Source organism: Parasaccharibacter sp. TMW2.1882 (assembly GCF_023337635.1).
Taxonomy (GTDB): domain Bacteria; phylum Pseudomonadota; class Alphaproteobacteria; order Acetobacterales; family Acetobacteraceae; genus Bombella; species Bombella apis.
The window spans coordinates 21,640-38,050 of the sequence record NZ_NWUT01000001.1 but is presented as its reverse complement, the minus strand read 5'-3'; the positions used below and the strand labels follow the sequence as shown (position 1 = coordinate 38,050).

Annotated in this window: 15 protein-coding genes and 4 tRNA genes; 5 read left to right on the top strand and 14 right to left on the bottom strand. The window is 55.2% G+C overall.

The genetic code is table 11. The features are described from left to right. A complete protein-coding gene (locus CO583_RS00225; protein WP_086431481.1) occupies positions 1–909 on the bottom strand; it encodes a glycosyltransferase in 909 nt (302 codons plus the stop codon). Positions 910–1,150: 241 nt separating this feature from the next. On the opposite strand from CO583_RS00225, the gene CO583_RS00220 reads away from it, so the two are divergent. Beyond that, positions 1,151–2,515, top strand: a complete 1,365-nt coding sequence (locus tag CO583_RS00220; RefSeq protein ID WP_248460830.1) for a hemolysin family protein — start codon at positions 1,151–1,153, stop codon at positions 2,513–2,515. Further along, a complete protein-coding gene (locus CO583_RS00215) occupies positions 2,512–3,081 on the top strand; it encodes an isochorismatase family protein (protein WP_248630543.1) in 570 nt (189 codons plus the stop codon). Before CO583_RS00220 ends, CO583_RS00215 begins: the two co-directional genes overlap by 4 nt. Positions 3,082–3,090: 9 nt before the next feature. On the opposite strand, the gene CO583_RS00210 is transcribed toward CO583_RS00215, so the two are convergent. The 12 genes from CO583_RS00210 to ispH all read right to left on the bottom strand — a co-directional run bounded on the left by CO583_RS00210 (position 3,091) and on the right by ispH (position 11,159). Continuing rightward, positions 3,091–4,506, bottom strand: coding sequence for a glucoamylase family protein (locus CO583_RS00210; RefSeq protein ID WP_248630580.1), 1,416 nt, complete (start codon positions 4,504–4,506; stop codon positions 3,091–3,093). Positions 4,507–4,550: 44 nt separating this feature from the next. After that, positions 4,551–5,600 carry a glycosyltransferase family 32 protein gene (locus CO583_RS00205; RefSeq protein WP_052349026.1) on the bottom strand — a complete coding sequence of 350 codons (1,050 nt, stop codon included), beginning with the start codon at positions 5,598–5,600 and terminating at the stop codon, positions 4,551–4,553. A gap of 8 nt (positions 5,601–5,608) precedes the next feature. Then, entirely contained in the window at positions 5,609–6,256 is a 648-nt protein-coding gene (locus tag CO583_RS00200) for a hypothetical protein (RefSeq protein ID WP_248630544.1), read from the bottom strand. A 130-nt stretch (positions 6,257–6,386) separates the two neighbouring features. Further along, positions 6,387–7,016, bottom strand: coding sequence for a hypothetical protein (locus tag CO583_RS00195; RefSeq protein ID WP_043559812.1), 630 nt, complete (start codon positions 7,014–7,016; stop codon positions 6,387–6,389). A gap of 390 nt (positions 7,017–7,406) precedes the next feature. Next, positions 7,407–7,483: transfer RNA gene (locus CO583_RS00190), tRNA-Arg, on the bottom strand. A 20-nt stretch (positions 7,484–7,503) separates the two neighbouring features. After that, positions 7,504–7,580 (bottom strand) — tRNA-Pro (locus tag CO583_RS00185). 80 nt (positions 7,581–7,660) lie between these two features. After that, entirely contained in the window at positions 7,661–8,176 is a 516-nt protein-coding gene (gene gpt / locus CO583_RS00180) for a xanthine phosphoribosyltransferase (protein ID WP_043561051.1), read from the bottom strand. Positions 8,177–8,323: 147 nt separating this feature from the next. After that, positions 8,324–8,399: transfer RNA gene (locus CO583_RS00175), tRNA-Asn, on the bottom strand. 138 nt (positions 8,400–8,537) lie between these two features. Then, a tRNA-Asn gene (locus tag CO583_RS00170) sits at positions 8,538–8,613 on the bottom strand. Positions 8,614–8,695: 82 nt separating this feature from the next. Continuing rightward, positions 8,696–9,187, bottom strand: coding sequence for a ribonuclease HI (gene rnhA, locus CO583_RS00165; RefSeq protein ID WP_248630545.1), 492 nt, complete (start codon positions 9,185–9,187; stop codon positions 8,696–8,698). After that, the gene (locus tag CO583_RS00160) at positions 9,180–10,130 is read right to left on the bottom strand and encodes a homoserine kinase (RefSeq protein ID WP_248630546.1); all 951 of its coding nucleotides are present in this window, start codon (positions 10,128–10,130) and stop codon (positions 9,180–9,182) included. The genes rnhA and CO583_RS00160 overlap by 8 nt, the downstream gene beginning before the upstream one ends. Before the next feature lie 6 nt (positions 10,131–10,136). After that, positions 10,137–11,159, bottom strand: a complete 1,023-nt coding sequence (gene ispH, locus CO583_RS00155) for a 4-hydroxy-3-methylbut-2-enyl diphosphate reductase (protein WP_086431485.1) — start codon at positions 11,157–11,159, stop codon at positions 10,137–10,139. Positions 11,160–11,324: 165 nt separating this feature from the next. On the opposite strand from ispH, the gene CO583_RS00150 reads away from it, so the two are divergent. Beyond that, positions 11,325–11,927: a hypothetical protein gene (locus CO583_RS00150; protein ID WP_043559806.1), complete on the top strand. Its 603-nt coding sequence runs from the start codon at positions 11,325–11,327 to the stop codon at positions 11,925–11,927. Between the two features lie 74 nt (positions 11,928–12,001). Here the strand turns inward: CO583_RS00150 and CO583_RS00145 are convergent, their stop codons facing one another. Then, on the bottom strand, positions 12,002–13,936 hold the full coding sequence (locus CO583_RS00145) for a glycosyltransferase family 2 protein (RefSeq protein WP_081563265.1): 1,935 nt from the start codon (positions 13,934–13,936) through the stop codon (positions 12,002–12,004). A 63-nt stretch (positions 13,937–13,999) separates the two neighbouring features. On the opposite strand from CO583_RS00145, the gene CO583_RS00140 reads away from it, so the two are divergent. Then, positions 14,000–14,896, top strand: coding sequence for a glycosyltransferase (locus CO583_RS00140; RefSeq protein WP_043559804.1), 897 nt, complete (start codon positions 14,000–14,002; stop codon positions 14,894–14,896). 68 nt (positions 14,897–14,964) lie between these two features. Continuing rightward, positions 14,965–16,401: a glycosyltransferase family 2 protein gene (locus CO583_RS00135; RefSeq protein ID WP_248630547.1), complete on the top strand. Its 1,437-nt coding sequence runs from the start codon at positions 14,965–14,967 to the stop codon at positions 16,399–16,401. Positions 16,402–16,411 lie beyond the last annotated feature (10 nt).

The following is a 16,411-nucleotide window of genomic DNA, read 5'->3' as shown; positions in this document are numbered from 1 at the left end:
TCAGGCTCTGTCGACCCTGTTCCACATGACGCCACAGATGGTCCTGGGCAAGATATTCCTGATTTCATCCTTCACCGCCGCCACCAGGGCACGATATTCCAGCCTGTATTTATCAGTCGTGTCAGGAGCCGGATGATCCCAGGGCTTGGTATCAGCGACATAATGGATAATTGACGCATCCTCCTGCGCCTTCTTCACCTGCTCCTGCATACTATATTCAAACTCAAGATAATTTGTATGAAGATATTCTGCATACAGGTTCCAGCTCTGGCTGAAATGATGAAGAGAATCTTTAAAGACATGATTGAGTATTGACTCATCATAAAAAAGCCATTTCTTCTTGATGCACTCTATGCAGTAGGCTGCATCTGCATCTGTTATGGCGTCCATATTGAAAAGAATGAGACCGCTATTTACATAAAAATAAGGGTTGTTTATTCCCAGCATGTTACGGCTGAATTTATTGAAATCTCCAAAATCTTCATATTTTCTATGATTACGGATCAGACAGCGAACCCCTCCCAATTTTTTATTCTGAGGGATCTCGTTGATGATTTTCAACACATCATCCCGCACCAGCATGTCAACATCAATGCTCAGAACCTTCTCATATCCCTTGAAAATCGTCGGGATGAATAAAGGAACATAAGTCTCCAGTGGCCGATTTTCATTATTGGCAAAATTCAGGCTTTCCATGAAAGACGAACAGTCAATGAATGATATGACGCTTCCAAAAGAGGCAACAACCTGTTCTGTGAGCCGTATGAGTGTCGTATCGAGATTCCGATATAAAACAAAAAACTCGATCCTGCTGGTATCTGAGCAATGGTCAAGTATGGACTTGATTGTGACAAGAGCCGGTATCAAATATTTTTTGTCAAATGAAACAACTATTGGAAAGGTACTCATCACAACCTCATTGAATCAAACCTTCGATCTTATAAAGGGTTTCGTAATAATTTCCAAGATGCTTCCTCAAAATGGTCTGCCCCCTGCAGAAGAGACAGGATTTTTGAACGTTACTACCCCGGCATGATAAATTTATTTTCCATCCTCCTCACACAAAGCAATTGAAACCTGCCCCAACTGCATTATCATGCCGCCGATAATTGCCGCCTTGGCCCTGGCGGGGTGGCCATAGAGAGAACGCATGCCCACCACATCATCCAGTCATCATCCCTTCATCATGCTGATTGTCGGCCTCCTCGTTACGGTCGTACTCATCGGTGTCTCCATTCTCATCTCCCTGTCTGAAATCTCATTCGCCGCAGCACGGGAAACCCGCATGCGTGCCCTGGCTGAAGAAGGCGACAAAAGGGCCCGCGCTTTTCTGCGCCTCCGACGCAATAGCGGGCAGGTCATGACAGCCATACAGATCTGCCTCAATGCCGTCGGTATTCTGGGCGGTGTGGTGGGAGATGCCCTGCTGAGTGAACCTTTCGCCGAGGGCCTGCACTATCTGGGCCTGTCGGCACCTCTGGCAGACAAGGTCGGCTCTTTCAGCTCCTTCATCCTTGTCACCGGGCTGTTCGTTCTCTTTGCTGACCTTCTGCCAAAGCGCACGGCCATGAACGCACCGGACAGGATTGCTCTGGCCGTAGGCTGGTTCCCTGCCCTCATCCTCAAGCTCCTCTATCCAGCCGTATGGCTTTTCTCCCATATTGCCGACCTGATCCTGAGGTTGCTGCGCATCCCGGCCACGGCCACGGTAGAGGCCGTCACGCCAGAAGATCTCCGGGCCATTCTTGCCGCAGGCACGGCCTCCGGCGTTCTTCTGGAGCAGGAACATCAGATGATCCAGAATGTCATGGCCCTGCAAAACCGTTCCGTGACATCTGCAATGACACCTCGGGACGAAATCGTTTATCTGGATGTCAATGAAAGTCTGGAGAGCCAGCGCGACAAGGTGCGGGTCCGCCCCTATTCCCGTTACCCGTTCTGCGATGGATCGCTGGACAGGGTTGTCGGCTCCATCCGTGCGGAAGATGTGTTGGTCGCTGTTGTTGATGAACCCACCACACTGACCGACCCGCAGAAGGCCCCTCCCAAACAGATATTCAACATGCGCCGGGATGTCCTCTCCCTGCCCGATACGCTGAACCTGTGGGAGACACTGGCCCAATTTGATACGCATGGCGCCGGTTTTGCGCTCATCTTCAATGAATATGGGCTGGTTGTCGGACTGATCACGTACAAAGACATCATGGGTGCCCTGATGGATGGACTGGCCAATCCTTTTGAAGAGCAGGCCATCGTCCGCCGTGATGCTGATTCATGGCTCATCGACGGAGCCGCTCCCATTCTGGATGTTATCCGGGAGCTGGATATCCCCCTCTTCCATGACAATTCCGAGTTTGACACCATTGCCGGTTTCATCACCCATCGTCTGCGCCGTATGGCCCGCAAGGCAGACCGTGTCGAGGTGGCCGGTTTCCGTTTTGAGGTGGTGGATGTCGAACGTTTCCGCATCAACCAGCTTCTGGTCACCCGTATGAAACCCTCTGGCAAAGCATGAACAGCCACATCCTGCTGCCTCATGGCATAAGCGCCCAAGATGCACTGCTGATCATCGACATGCAGAATGACTTCATGCCCGGCGGCGCCCTCCCCGTTCCCGGCGGGCATGACCTTCTGCACGCCATCAATGGCCTCAGCCATCTGAATTTCAGGGCCGTCGTCGCTTCCCAGGATTGGCACCCCATGGGCCATTGTTCCTTCAAAGAGCAGAACGGCCCATGGCCTGCCCATTGCATTGCCGGGACAGACGGCGCTGCTCTGGTAGGGGGGCTGGACCAGCGACGCATTACCCATATCATCCGCAAAGGAACAGCAACCGATGCGGACTCAAACTCTGCTTTTCATGACGATAGCGGACGCAGCACTGGCCTGACAGACCTGCTGAACGGCCTTGGCGCCACACGGGTTTTTCTGTGCGGCGTGGCGCTGGATGTCTGCGTTCTGGCCTCAGCCCGTCATGCTGTACGGGCTGGATTTGAGACCTTCATCATACAGCAGGCCTCAGCAGGGATCAGGCCACTATCAGCCTCCTCCCTGCTGGAAGAGTCCATAAAACTCGTCTGACAGGGCGGACTAACGTTTTTCAAATCCTGCCTGCTGAAGTCCCCTTTGCAGGAACGGGTTCTTCTTCATGACATTCCAGACCAGCCCGCTACGAAGGTTTTCGGTCATCAGCAGGATGGGCCCCTGGTCAATCCCCAGCTGCTGGCCATCAACCCAGAAACCGTCCTTCCCATCAGAAAAACTGGGATTGAATGCATCAAGAAAACCGTACTGGTTATAAACCCGACTGCCGTATCGGGCCTTCATGGCCTGAAGTGCCGGCAAGGCAATTTCTGGCGCAAAAGCTACAGACCCACCTGCTGCCGTAGGCGCAATCGTGCCGTCATCCAACACATAATCCCGTCCGGCCCCACGGGCGCTGTACGCCAGAAAATGACGCCGCTGACCATCAACATCCCTGTAGGCATCCCCCGGTCCATCCGAAGCCGTCAACCCCCAGATGTCTGAACCATAATCCTTCCAATGTCCCGGATTCTGGCGGGCATACTCTCGCTGTGCGTAGACCGCTCTCTGGCTGTTCTGGAAGTAGTTATAACCACGCTGCCGACTTGCCTTATCCAGAATATTGCGGAAATCTACCCAACATTCACTATACTGATGCCCGAACAGGGGAGCAAAATTGAGCAGGTCACGCCCATAAAAACTCCCCTGCTGCCCCTTGTGAGTTTCCGTCCAGCGGTCCCATGTTTCAGCAGGCAGGGCATGTGTCGGAGACCCAAGAGCCAGCAGGTACAGCATCAGCCCTTCATTATATCCTGTCCACTGTGAAGACAGGAAATGACCCGGCGGCATCCACCCCATGCTCAGCCAAGGGCTTTTGCCACCGGTCATCCACTGCCAGTCCACCCGACCGTATAATGTCTCGGCCAGTGTCCGGATTTCAGCTTCCTGCCTGTCGGACCTGTCATAATAGGACTGTGCAAACAGAACACCGCCCATCAGCAGTGCCGTATCTATGCTGGATAGCTCCGACCAGTCTGCCACCCGCAGCCCCGTCTCCGGGTCCAGAAAATGATAGAAGAAGCCGTGGGTTCCTGCCGTACCCTTGGCCTCATCACCCTGTGGCAACGCCACCAGAAACCGCAAGGTCAGGAGGGTCCGCTCCACGGCCTGCTGCCGTGTGATATAACCCCGTTCCACCCCGATACCATAAGCTGTCAGACCAAATCCTACACTGGCAATACTGGCAGCCCCATGTGGCAGGGGAGCACGGTCCGGCACCAGACCATTCCTGGGATTGGCCGTCTCCCAGAACCAGTTGAAGGTTCGATGCTCCAGATCACTCAAGAAAATGCTGTCCTGAGATGACAGGGAGTAATCATCGGCTCTGGCGCCCGTCACGCCACCGCAAAATGAAAGAGAAAGGCCAATCCCGGCCAGCAGCATCCGCAGGCCTCTGGAAATACGGCCCACAGGTTGAATCATCGTCACGGGCACCATCTCCTCTACATCACATCGTCACACAGGGATCAGATCAGCATCTCGGAGTTGATGATGTTCGACTCCCTCCGGCTGTAATGCGTATCCTTCCCCACATGTTCATGATGGGCCATGTTATCATCAAAGATGGTATATTCGATCCCGTTGGAGAAACTGTGAATCTGCCTCACAATATCTTCATACCGGTCACGGTATTCATGCACGATCATTGAATAAAGCAGAGGCCCTGTAACCCGCAGGATGCCATAAGCCCCTGTCCCATGAATGGGACGTTTGTAGAGGGCAATACTGCACAGGACCTGCTGTATGATACGGCGCATCAGCGGATGACCCGCGGCACAGATGATGTAATACTGTTCGTACTCGCCATACGGGATGTGCTCGATTTCCGTATGCGGACGGGCACCATGGCACCAGAATGACAGCAGAAACCGGTCTTCCGGCCTCACGACCAAGTCCAAAGGATATGACATGGCGGTTTTTAGATCGAGATACACGCCACCGATGGCGTACAGGCACAGGTAGCGGAAAAAGTCAGCTCTGGCAGCCAGATAATCAGGACTTATCGCCCTGTAATATTTCAGTATTTCCTCACCATAGTGCTTCTGTATGAATTCCTCGATGTCATAATAGCCACCTTCCGACCAGAAATAGAATGTATAATTCTGATTCAGGGCGACAATGTTATTTCTGTTCTCTATGAATGCTTCCGGATAGACGCCCGGTTCTTTGGGGAAAATGCCGATCTGGTGGATTTTGTGAGCAATGTGGGCTTCTTCTGGCATTTCCGGCACAGGAGGTGGCAGGATTGAAGGATCAATCAGGCGAAACGTCTCACGATCCTGCATGACATTGCTGTACCCGTTGGACAGATCCGGTCTGGCAGAAAGGTAGCCCTGCCCCTTCCTGTAAAATCCAACGCGCGTAACAACCTGCCGATGAACCTCAAACCCCGCAGCCTCAATATCGTCTTCTGTTGCAGCCGGTGGGGCATCATCCTCGTAATAGGTGCATAAAAATTTCTGTACGATCTCACGATCGATAACGGCCAGATAAGTATTGTAGCGGGAAACAAACATGATGCCCCTCAGAACGCTATCTCTTTAAGGCGCGTGATGCGCATGGTGTACTCTTTCCCGGATATAAATCCCCTGAAAAGGAACTTTGCAGTCTCTCCCTTTTTCAGGCGACCTATTCTCGCAAATGTAGAAAGGTTCTCCAGAAAACCAATGCGTTTTCTATCAAAACTGGCAACAAACGGCTTATTGTCACCCGGCCCCAGAAAATAAAGCCCCGAAACCTCCCGTTCGTCATTTTCACAGAAAATCTCGGCCATGCCGGGGTCCGTAACAACGAGCAGCCCCACATAAACATCGTACTGAAGAGGGCAGAACAGCTCCCAGTCGGCGATAACCGGAGAAAAAGCGGTCTTGTTGTTCGACGGATTTATGCTGAGGTAATGACCTGTCTTTTCATTATGTAAGGCTACCAGCCCCCCATCCTGTGGGCATATCCTGAACGGAGACAACTCAACCAGGCTGTTAAAAATATTACGCCACTGCGGTATGAAATTATTAGGAAAAGGACAGGGACCTGACACGAACCCACTCAGAAAAGAACCCTGTAACGGAACCCGCGCCAGCACCTTACGATACGGCGCATAGCACAAAACGTGCCCGAAACAGTCCATGAACCAGACTTTATCAAATGAGTAAGGCAAAACGTCCCCGGACATCACTCATTTCCCCAAAAACAGCATCAAATCCACTTGAAATTTCTTCGCCTGAAACTCTCTGGCTCGCAAATGACAGTTCTGTCTAACGTAAAAAATCCCATCCCTCGCAGGAGGGATGGGACGAAATTTCTTACAGTTCTTTCTCTGAACGAACAATGGACAGCTTGGCAATATCACCATGCGGGCTGACCAGGGTCACATCCACAGATTTACCCGGCGCAGTCGCACCAATCTTGGCCAGATTCTCCAGATTGCGCGTGATGGAGAATGCAAACCCACCCAGCCAGGCGAAATTGCCGATATTCTCAGCAACGGAAGGCCATACCAGAGCAGGAACCGGATGCCCGCTCATCTGCACCTCACCATAAGAACGATCCTGGAGGACGGCAAAGCCATCCAGCATCTCCTTGGTCAGAAGGATGAAGCGCTCCCAGTCATAAACAGCCGGAGAATTCCAGTGTGTATCGTTATTGCGCGGATTGATCGAGAAGAACGTGCCGGAATCCTGGTCTTCAAGAGCGACCAGATTCTCACCTGCAGCCACAAACTGGGCATCCGGCAGGTTCTGGGCAACGCTCGACGTATGGCGGAACATGACACGGGCCGGCGTTTTCAGCGGCCAGGAAGACAATACAAACGTGTCCGGATAAGCCCCCGGAGAAAGATAATCGCGGATCAGTGGACCACCCTCTGAAGGCTGATCGATCACATGACCGAACCAGTCCATGACCCAAAGACGCTGCAAACGATTCTCACTCATGGTAACACCTCATTACATCAGGTTATGAAGCAAGTTATAACAGGGCAGAAAAAATGTAAACATCCCCTTTCATGAAAGAAATTTGTTAACAAAAAACAGTAAAGAATAATGTACTAAATAAAAAAAACATAATGATAATAGACCACCACGTCCCTGCTTCAACCTTCCCTCGCACCTCCATCTCTTCTCCAGATAACAATATGCTTACGCACCATCACGTCCCGCTTCCTCTTCAGGGCAGCCAGAAGCACATTATGGACAGATTTTACTATGTAACGCACATCCACCACCCGCACCTGCATGCAGGCGACAGGCCAGAACTACATGAGCCCAACGGATATTTTATAGGGAGACTACTCTGCAACGGAGCGACACTACAAGGCGGCATAATGGTGCGCCCTGCTGGATTCGAACCAGCGACCCACAGCTTAGAAGGCTGTTGCTCTATCCAGCTGAGCTAAGGGCGCTCCTGCCTTGCTGCATGACGTGGTCGGGGCGCCCGGACTCGAACCGGGGGCCTCCTGTACCCAAAACAGGCGCGCTACCAGGCTGCGCCACGCCCCGACGACGTGATGCCTTCTTAAAGGGACTTCACCGTACAGGCAAGGGACTTTCTTGCATGAAAAAAGTGTTTTTTCAAAAAATTACGCCTTGTGACTGCGGTTCAATGGCGCAACAAACTGCGGCGCCATGTCCCATGGGAAGAGAACCCACGTATCCTGCGGCACTTCTGTCACGAAATGATCGGTACAGGGCCGCCCATCCGGCTTGGCATACAAACAGGCAAAAACAGCTTTGGGCAGCATCTCCCGCACATAACGGGCCGTTACCCCCGAATCCACAAGATCATCCACGATCAGGAACCCTTCCCCATCACCTGCGGCTTCCGGGGCTTTCAGCAGCTTTGGTTCCTGCTGGGTTCCTTCCTCACCTGCATAACTGACGACAGACACGCTCTCGATCAGACGGCATCCCAGCTCCCGCCCCAGAATGGCCGCTGGAATCAGCCCTCCCCTCGTGATGGCCACAATGCCACGAAACGGACGATATTTGCGCATCAGCTCCGTGGCCAGAAGGCGGGCATCCCGATGCAGCTGGTCCCACGTCACCGTCGCATAATTGATGCTCTGCGAACCCTGCGTCTGTACGGTGCCTGTCATGCTCTGTTCGTGCCCTTCAATCATGCATTATTCCACACCCTTATCATACGATAAGACAGAAACTGGCAGAACCACAACATGCTGTTTTATTTTATGGGAAGCATGAAAAAGGCCCGCAGCCATACGGCCCGGACCTGAATGAAAGGCTGGCTCCCGAAGTAGGACTCGAACCTACGACCCAGCGATTAACAGTCGCTTGCTCTACCAACTGAGCTATTCGGGATCAGCTGGAGCCTATCTAGCCAATCTCCTCCGGCAGGTAAAGCCCCTTTTTTCAGCAAATTAGAAAATAATTTCACCCGTATCCGCTCCGGATACAGAAAAGGCCCGCAGCCATATGGCCCGGACCTGAATGAAAGGCTGGCTCCCGAAGTAGGACTCGAACCTACGACCCAGCGATTAACAGTCGCTTGCTCTACCAACTGAGCTATTCGGGATCAGCTGGAGCCTGTCTAGCCAATCTCCCCCGGCAGGTAAAGCCCCAGAAAAGATTTCTCGGCAAGAATCTTCCGAATACCGTCAATCCCCGGCAGCAGAACCGGCTTCCAGCTCTTCCCGCCCTTCAGTCGCCAGCTGATCGACCAGATCATTTTCTGCATGCCCGGAATGACCTTTTACCCAGTGCCAGCCCACCTGATGCCGCTTGGCTGCCTCCAGGATACGCCGCCACAAATCCATGTTGGCCACAGGGTCTCCCGATGCATTGCGCCAGTTGCGCCGTACCCAGCCCGTATGCCACCGGGTGATGCCATTCCGCAGATACTCACTGTCCGTGTAAAGATTGACCACACAGGGGCGTGTCAGCGTTTCCAGAGCAACGGCAGCCGCCGTAAGCTCCATGCGGTTGTTGGTCGTTTCCGCCGCCCCGCCTTTCATGGTGCGCTCATGACCCTGACAACGGAACAGGATACCCCAGCCACCTGGTCCAGGATTGGGCTTGCAGCCTCCATCCGTCCAGATATCCACCTGCGTGCTGGGAGCTGCGTCCCCTTTCTCCGCCCTGTCAGACATGGCCTGCCTTCCGGAAATGATGCAGCCGTCTCTGATAGGCCCAAGGGTCTTTTTTGGTTACCAAAGCCCCCTCTGGCGTGTGCACCCAATCATACAGACGTGTAAGCAGAAACCGCATGGCCGCTCCCTGGCACAGAATCGGCAGAGCCTGATGTTCGGCAACATTCAGCGGGCGAACCTGTTCATACCCGCGCAAAAGTGCCTCAGCCCTGTCCTCCCGGTAATGACGTTCGTCCTCAAAACACCAGGCATTCAGACAGATGGCCAGGTCATAAGCAAGAAAGTCCGTACAGGCGAAATAGAAATCAATGATGCCAGAGAGATGACCATTCTGGAAAAAGACATTATCCATGAACAGGTCAGCATGAATCTGCCCACGAGGCAGGGACCCGGCCTCCGGCCACGCTGCCACAAGCGCTGAAAGAGCTGTGCGGACCTCCGCCATCAGGGCTTTCACCGCCTCATCACCACCATCCGTACACCGGGAAAACAGCTCAACCCAACCTTCCGGTGCCAGAGCATTGGCCCTCTCGGCCCTGTACCCCAGCCCGGCTTCATGCAGACGTGCCAGACTCCGCCCGACCTGCTCACAGGCCTGCGGGGTTACCACCTCCAGAGACTGCCCCTCCAGAAAACTGACCAGAATGGCAGGCCGACCTGCCAGCTGGCGCAGAGCCACCCCGTCTTTCGCCACGACAGGCTGTGGACAGGCTATCCCCTCTCCCGCCAGGTGCGCCATCAGCCCAAGAAACCACGGGAGCTCCTCCGGTTTCATGCGTTTTTCAAACAACGTCAGGATGAAGCGCCCCTGAGTGGTTTTCACCAGAAAATTGCTGTTCTCTATTCCTTCCGCAATCCCGATGAAAGAGCGAAGCTCCCCTATGTCATAAAGTGACAGGAAGCCCCGCAAGTCCCCTTCATGGAGGTCCGTATAAACCGCCATGAGCGATCAGACCGCATCCGAAAGCGGATGGGGAAGGCGGAAATTGATGTTTTCCTCCTTCACGATACGCTCCTCGATTGTCACGTCATAACGGACAGAAAGCTGCTCTATCATTTCCTGCACAAGGCTCTCCGGAGCGGACGCACCGGCACTCATGCCCAGCGTCCTGACACCCTCCAGCTCATTCCAGTCCATGTCGGAAACCTTTGGCACCAGCAGGGCCCGCTTGGCCAGAGACCGCTCGGCCACCTCCCGCAGACGCTGCGAGTTGGAAGAATTCGGTGAGCCGATGACGATGACCAGATCACACTCCGCAGCCAGTTCCTTCACGGCCATCTGACGGTTTGTCGTGGCGTAGCAGATGTCCTCCCGGCGGGGCCCCACGATGTTGGGAAAACGGGACCGCAGGATGTCCACGATTTCTGCCGTGTCATCGACGGACAGGGTCGTCTGCGTGATGAAGGCCAGACGGTCCACGTCCTTCGGCTGGACCTCGGCCGCTTCTTTCGCATCATTGATCAGCGTAACAGCCCCTGGCGGCAGCTGCCCCATGGTGCCGACCACCTCAGGATGCCCGGCATGACCGATCATCAGGATATGGCGCTGCTCCGGGCCACCCCCGGCGAAATGACGCTCAGCCTCACGATGCACTTTGGAGACAAGCGGGCATGTCGCATCCAGGTACAGCAGATTGCGGCGCTGTGCCTCTGCCGGAACGGATTTGGGCACGCCGTGGGCTGAAAACACGACGTGACCATCCTCTGGCACCTCATCCAGCTCCTCGACAAAGATGGCACCTTTGGCTTCCAGCCCTTCCACGACAGTGCGATTATGCACGATCTCATGGCGGACATAGACGGGTGCCCCATAACGGCGCAGAGCCTCCTCGACCACCCGAATGGCACGATCCACCCCGGCACAGAAACCGCGTGGTCCAGCCAGCAGAATCTTCAGTGGCGGCTTGCCAGTGGCCGAATCTGCTCCGGGGACGGCAGAGTTGGAGGTTACAGGCGTCGTCTGTTCTGACATAATCTTCCCCAGGCAGGCGATGAACGATACGATATTGAACGGTCCGGTGGTGCTCCATGCAAGGTCATGGGCTATCCTGCACCACCATTCTGGGCCTCTATATCGTCCGTATTGCCGTCTGCTGCAATGTCCTGCGCCATTTTCTTGTGGAGTTTTCTGAGTCCGATGCCTGCATTCTCCCCCTCATCCCGCATCTTTCCCCGCCTTGCAGCGGGCCTCGGCTCCCTCATGCTGGCTGGTTTTCTCAGCGGGTGCGAGGAGGCGGATACCACCCATACCTTCGCTCCGGCCTGCCCCAGGTTCGATGTTCCCGGCCAGGTGGCGGACCGCATCACTTATGATGGAAAAGGGCTTGATGCCGCCCACCGCCTGACCTCCACCCACATTCTGGGTGTTCAGGGAGACTGCCGTACTGGCCCGCAGGATGCACAGAAACGGCCCATGACCCGTGTTCGTGTCAGCCTGAACCTCCAGCTGGAGCGTGGCCCTGCCACCAGCAGCGACAGTGTGACGGTTCCCTATTTCGTGGCCATCCTTCAGGATGGGGCCATCGTGGACAAAAAAGTCTTTACCGAAACAGTGAAGCTGCCTCCAACCGTCTCTGTCAGCCACAGCAGCACGCCACTGCGATTCATTGATGTGCCGACAGGCAACAATCCGCAGATCAGCCCCTACTCCATGGAGATCGGCCTTCAGCTGAATCACAGCGAACTGGACTATAACCGCAGCCACCTGCGTGCAGCGCAATTCCACGAACATGTGCAGTAACTGGCACCAGACAGGCAGCCACCTGCACGCCCCATGAACAAAGGGCCCTCCAAGTCCTGGAGGGCCCTTCCCTGTTACACCTGATGCAGCGGAATGCTGCCAAGCCGCTCCTCCGCCAGAGGATCAAGGACATAACGCCACTCCTCCTTCAGGCGGGAGGCCACGTCAGCTTCCTCCACCATGTCCAGCAGGGCCAAGAGCCGCTCCTGCCAGGTTTCGCGCACGATGTTCTCGGCCTGTGCAATGGCGGTGATGCTCCGCAGCTTCACCATTTCTTCCAGCAGTCCATCAGCACGGTTCAGGACATTTTCATTCTGCCCCTCATGCGGGTCATTCATCTGGCAGATGAAGGCATTGGCCCAATAGTCGGCGTACCGCTCCACACCGAAGGACATGGCACCGTCCAGCCCGCTGTTCCGGGCATATTTCCAGACCCATTCAATGATCGACTTGTAGTAGTAATGGGAGATGTAAATATCTTCATAATGACCGCCGTCAGCAAAAGCAGGGTCCGCCCCGATGCCGGGTGGTGGATTGCGGTAACTGTGAATGGACCCATCTGACAGCCTGTATGTGAATCTGTCTGCCTGCAGCCAGACCGGATGATGCGGCCGGGACTGTATGGCCCGACCGGGCCGCACGGCAGATTTGACCAGCCGCCAGCCCTCACCGATCCCACCACGGGAGACAATGTCACGATTCCGCTGTGTCAACGGCCGGACCAGGTCCGCCAGCCCATCCCGGTTGACCTCGGAAGCCACGAACTTCCAGTTCAGGGCGATGGCATCACTCTCCCAGCGGGAGAAGCCCTGAAGATACTCACCCACCGTCCGGTAGGATGGTGCCAGCGTGATGAACTCATCTCCATCCAGAATGAAGCACCACTCATAATCCAGAATGTTCGGCAGCACGTTCAACCCGTGCCCGTAAGCCTTCGTCTGGGCGGACATCCCTGGCTGGACGGGATTCTCGATGAAGGTGATGACCCCCTCATCATGCAGGGCCTTCAGAAGCAGGTCCGAGCGATCATTGTTGTCGTTGCTGTAAATGAAGAAATGCTCGACCCCTATGCTCCGATGATAGGCGATCCATTCCAGAACATAGATGCCTTCATTACGGATCGTAGACATCATGCAGACCCGCTTGCGTGGCTTCACGCTGGCCCGGGCCGCATGCAGGGTTGCATGGATGAAGCCAGCCGGTGCATCCGCCTGCCCCCATGTCAGCACGTCATCCCCCAGCGGGCAGCCCCGTTCGGCTGCAGGATAACTCTCCCTGTCCTCAAGCCAACGGGCAAGACACTGCCAACCATCCCTCCACGGACTGCTCCCCGCCTGACGGAGCAGGGCCTCACGCAGGGAAGGCCGCTCCAGCAGCCTCTGCCCCACCTCACGGACAGCAGACCAGGCCGCCACCGGCATCATGGCATCCAGCAGCCAGACCAGATGGCTCCCCTCATATGTGTCTATCAACTGCTCCAGATCATCCGCTGAAGGGAACATCCTGAAATGGGCAGCCATGTCCTCGCCCAGGCGTTGCAGTTCCTCTGTTGCCGCAACCTCATGCAGCTGGAACTGCTCCCAGCCCATCAGATGGCTGCAGTCCCCAAGAAACTCATTGACACCTCCCTGGCTGTTCCAGGGCTGGGCTGTACAGCACAGGCTGGACCGCAGGAGGTTCCGCAGTCCTATGCGCCCCTCATGCCCCACGATATCGACACGGCGGAAGGGCAGCACGGCCCCCCTGTAAGAGAAATGCCTGATCCAGAGGAGCGGAGGCTCCCCACCTTCCGGGCCCATGACAAGAAAGACGTAATCTGGCTGGTCGGAGAGCGTCATCGCCAGCAGGGGAACATAAAGAGGTTCACCATCCTCATCCCGGCGTGTCATCTCGTCGGAACGGACATGGCAGATTCCATGATCCTTGCGCCGGACAGCCAGCCAACCCTGATGTGCTGTCTCCAGATAATGAAAAGCCACCTTTACCACCCCATGCCCTTCCAGCATCATGTTGCCTACCCTTCAGGATGCTCCTATTATCTACAGGAGTCTGTTAAATAATCTGGCCTGTTTATGCAAACCGTTCTTCCACCACCTGCAGAATTCATTCCTGTCGCTTTGCCTCTGACAGAGCACAGTGCACCCAATGCGTATGCTACCATCCTCTCCGGGATCAACAACCTTCTGCCAGGAGTGAGGCTTGCCCTCTACATGCTGCATGAGGGCCTGCCGGAGGAAACCATGACAGCAGGCCGGCGTCTTTTTGATGGCAGACGCTCCCAGATCCACTTCGTGGATGTCTCCGAATGGATGCAGACATACAACCCGGCCTATCTCGACACGACAGACCGCACGACATTCTACAGCCTTGCTGTGCCAACCCTGTTCGCCAATTTTTCCCGCATTGTCTATCTGAGCGATGACATACTGCTGCGGGCCTGCCCCAGCCTGCTTTATTACAGCATCCCCGCCACGGCGCAGATCGGTGCAACGCGGGACCTGCTCCTCATCCCGGCCCAGACCAACGGTTTCCGCCTGCCGCAGGCCATTGCTGGGGGCCCCCCGCTGGTAGACTATCACTGCGGGGCCCTTGGTGTGCTGGACTCGAACAATTACTTCCAGAATGGCGTTCTTGTCTTCAACATTGCCGAGATCAGCCAGGCGCAGGCGGAAGAATGTGGCCACCTGTGCAGCACTCTGTTCTGGATGAGCGACCAGGACATCCTCAACCGCATCTTCTATGGCAAGGTCCATTTCATTCACCAGAACTGGAATGTCTGCTGGGGGCCGGGCTGTGTCGAGGCCAGTGAGACCCTCCCGGCAGAGTGGAAGAAAATTTACGATGACGGGCTGGCCAATCCCTTTGCCGTGCATTTCTCCGGCTTCCCCAAACCATGGACAGGATGGGATGGCCCATACGCAGAAGATTTCCGGCGGCTGCTCGGGGATGTGCTGAGGGCCTTTCCCTAGGGCCCCGGTACCCGGTACAGCAGGTTTCATCTTCTCTTTCACTCAATGACAGACTGGCGAGGCATTTCATGGCCGGGAAACTGGGCATCGGCATCATTACCTATAACCGCAAGGACATCCTGCAGGAGGTCATCGCCAGCATCCGCCGTCATACCCGCACGACATTCGAATTTGTCGTTGCGGATGATGGCTCCACCGATGGTACGCCCGACATGCTGAAGGAGCTGAATGTTCCCTGTGTCACCGGGCGCAACAAGGGCATCTCGTGGAACCGCAACCGTGTCCTCTGGTACCTCAAGGAAGAAAAACGGTGCGACTGGATCCTTATCCTGGAGGATGACTGCTTCCCTACCGTCTTCGGCTGGGAGCTGCCCTGGATTGAAGCCATTGAACGCTATGGCCACATCAATTTCATGCCGGAAATCACCATAGAGATCGACAATGACATTTCCTCCGGCAGCGGCACGCCAGAGGATCCTTTCATTGCCCCCATGCATCAGGCCTTCTGCGTTGGCTATCACGCAAAAGCCCTGTCCCACGTTGGGTATCTGGATGTCCGGTTCGAGAAATACGGGGAAGAGCATGTTGAACACACCCAGCGTTTTCTCCGGGCAGGCTATGGCGGCCTGGCACAGCACCTCAGCCCGGAACGTGGCCAGCTCTTCTATCTGAGAGGCGGGTTGAACACCCTTCCCTCCCACAGCCACGGCAATCATGAGCTGGCCATGAGGAACCAGGCCATCCATGATGCCATCCGCCATGAACCGCTCTACCGCCACCCTTGGCGGACCGACGAGCAGATGTTCGAGTTCCGTGAAGAAATCGCCGCAGCCCTTTCACGCCCCTCTCCCGAACCGGGCGGAGAAAGCCTGCAGTTTGACAGCATCATCTCTCTGGGTGGGGATGAGACAGTCAATCAGGCCCTCAACAGATACTTCGGCCGCCCTGGCCCTGGTCTTTTCGACCAGTTTCTTGTGCCATTCCACACTCTGGTCTCACTCTTCCAGAACAGTTTTGCCGGGCTGCTTTCCACCAACTGCCTCTATGGCCATCACAAGGCCCTGCGCTGCCGGGACACGCTGATCACCTACCACAACTGTTTGGACAAGCCGGAAGAAGAACCGGCCAGCGTAGAAAAATTCCATGAGCAGCTGCCTCTTTTACGGCACCGTTTCCATGGCATGATCCAGGAAATTGACACGCTCTGCCGGCAGTCCCGGCGTGTGCTGTTCATCCGCAGCTGGCGGGATGGTCATCTTTATGGCGGACAGCATCGTCCTGCCCATACAGCCACTGCCAATTTCACAGCTCTGGTAGAGGCCTTGGCTACCCGCTATCCTGCGCTGGACTTCAAGGTCATGTTCGTCAATTTCGGTGATGCTGCCACCGCCGATCAGCGCATGATCTTCGCCAACACAAAAACACCGGACACCTGCTCAAAAGAAGAAGAGCTGGCCGGATGGACAACCCTGTTCTCCGATTTCAGGATCACACAAAGTTCTTGAAACCGGAATC

Coding starts and splice junctions, on each gene's coding strand:
- ispH (WP_086431485.1), bottom strand. CDS start 11,159: ATGTCAGAACAGACGACGCCTGTAACCTCCAACTCTGCCGTCCCCGGA.
- CO583_RS00220 (WP_248460830.1), top strand. CDS start 1,151: ATGCCCACCACATCATCCAGTCATCATCCCTTCATCATGCTGATTGTC.
- CO583_RS00160 (WP_248630546.1), bottom strand. CDS start 10,130: ATGGCGGTTTATACGGACCTCCATGAAGGGGACTTGCGGGGCTTCCTG.
- CO583_RS00140 (WP_043559804.1), top strand. CDS start 14,000: ATGCAAACCGTTCTTCCACCACCTGCAGAATTCATTCCTGTCGCTTTG.
- CO583_RS00195 (WP_043559812.1), bottom strand. CDS start 7,016: ATGAGTGAGAATCGTTTGCAGCGTCTTTGGGTCATGGACTGGTTCGGT.
- CO583_RS00205 (WP_052349026.1), bottom strand. CDS start 5,600: ATGTTTGTTTCCCGCTACAATACTTATCTGGCCGTTATCGATCGTGAG.
- rnhA (WP_248630545.1), bottom strand. CDS start 9,187: ATGTCTGACAGGGCGGAGAAAGGGGACGCAGCTCCCAGCACGCAGGTG.
- gpt (WP_043561051.1), bottom strand. CDS start 8,176: ATGACAGGCACCGTACAGACGCAGGGTTCGCAGAGCATCAATTATGCG.
- CO583_RS00225 (WP_086431481.1), bottom strand. CDS start 909: ATGAGTACCTTTCCAATAGTTGTTTCATTTGACAAAAAATATTTGATA.
- CO583_RS00215 (WP_248630543.1), top strand. CDS start 2,512: ATGAACAGCCACATCCTGCTGCCTCATGGCATAAGCGCCCAAGATGCA.
- CO583_RS00135 (WP_248630547.1), top strand. CDS start 14,965: ATGGCCGGGAAACTGGGCATCGGCATCATTACCTATAACCGCAAGGAC.
- CO583_RS00200 (WP_248630544.1), bottom strand. CDS start 6,256: ATGTCCGGGGACGTTTTGCCTTACTCATTTGATAAAGTCTGGTTCATG.
- CO583_RS00150 (WP_043559806.1), top strand. CDS start 11,325: ATGCCTGCATTCTCCCCCTCATCCCGCATCTTTCCCCGCCTTGCAGCG.
- CO583_RS00145 (WP_081563265.1), bottom strand. CDS start 13,936: ATGATGCTGGAAGGGCATGGGGTGGTAAAGGTGGCTTTTCATTATCTG.
- CO583_RS00210 (WP_248630580.1), bottom strand. CDS start 4,506: ATGATTCAACCTGTGGGCCGTATTTCCAGAGGCCTGCGGATGCTGCTG.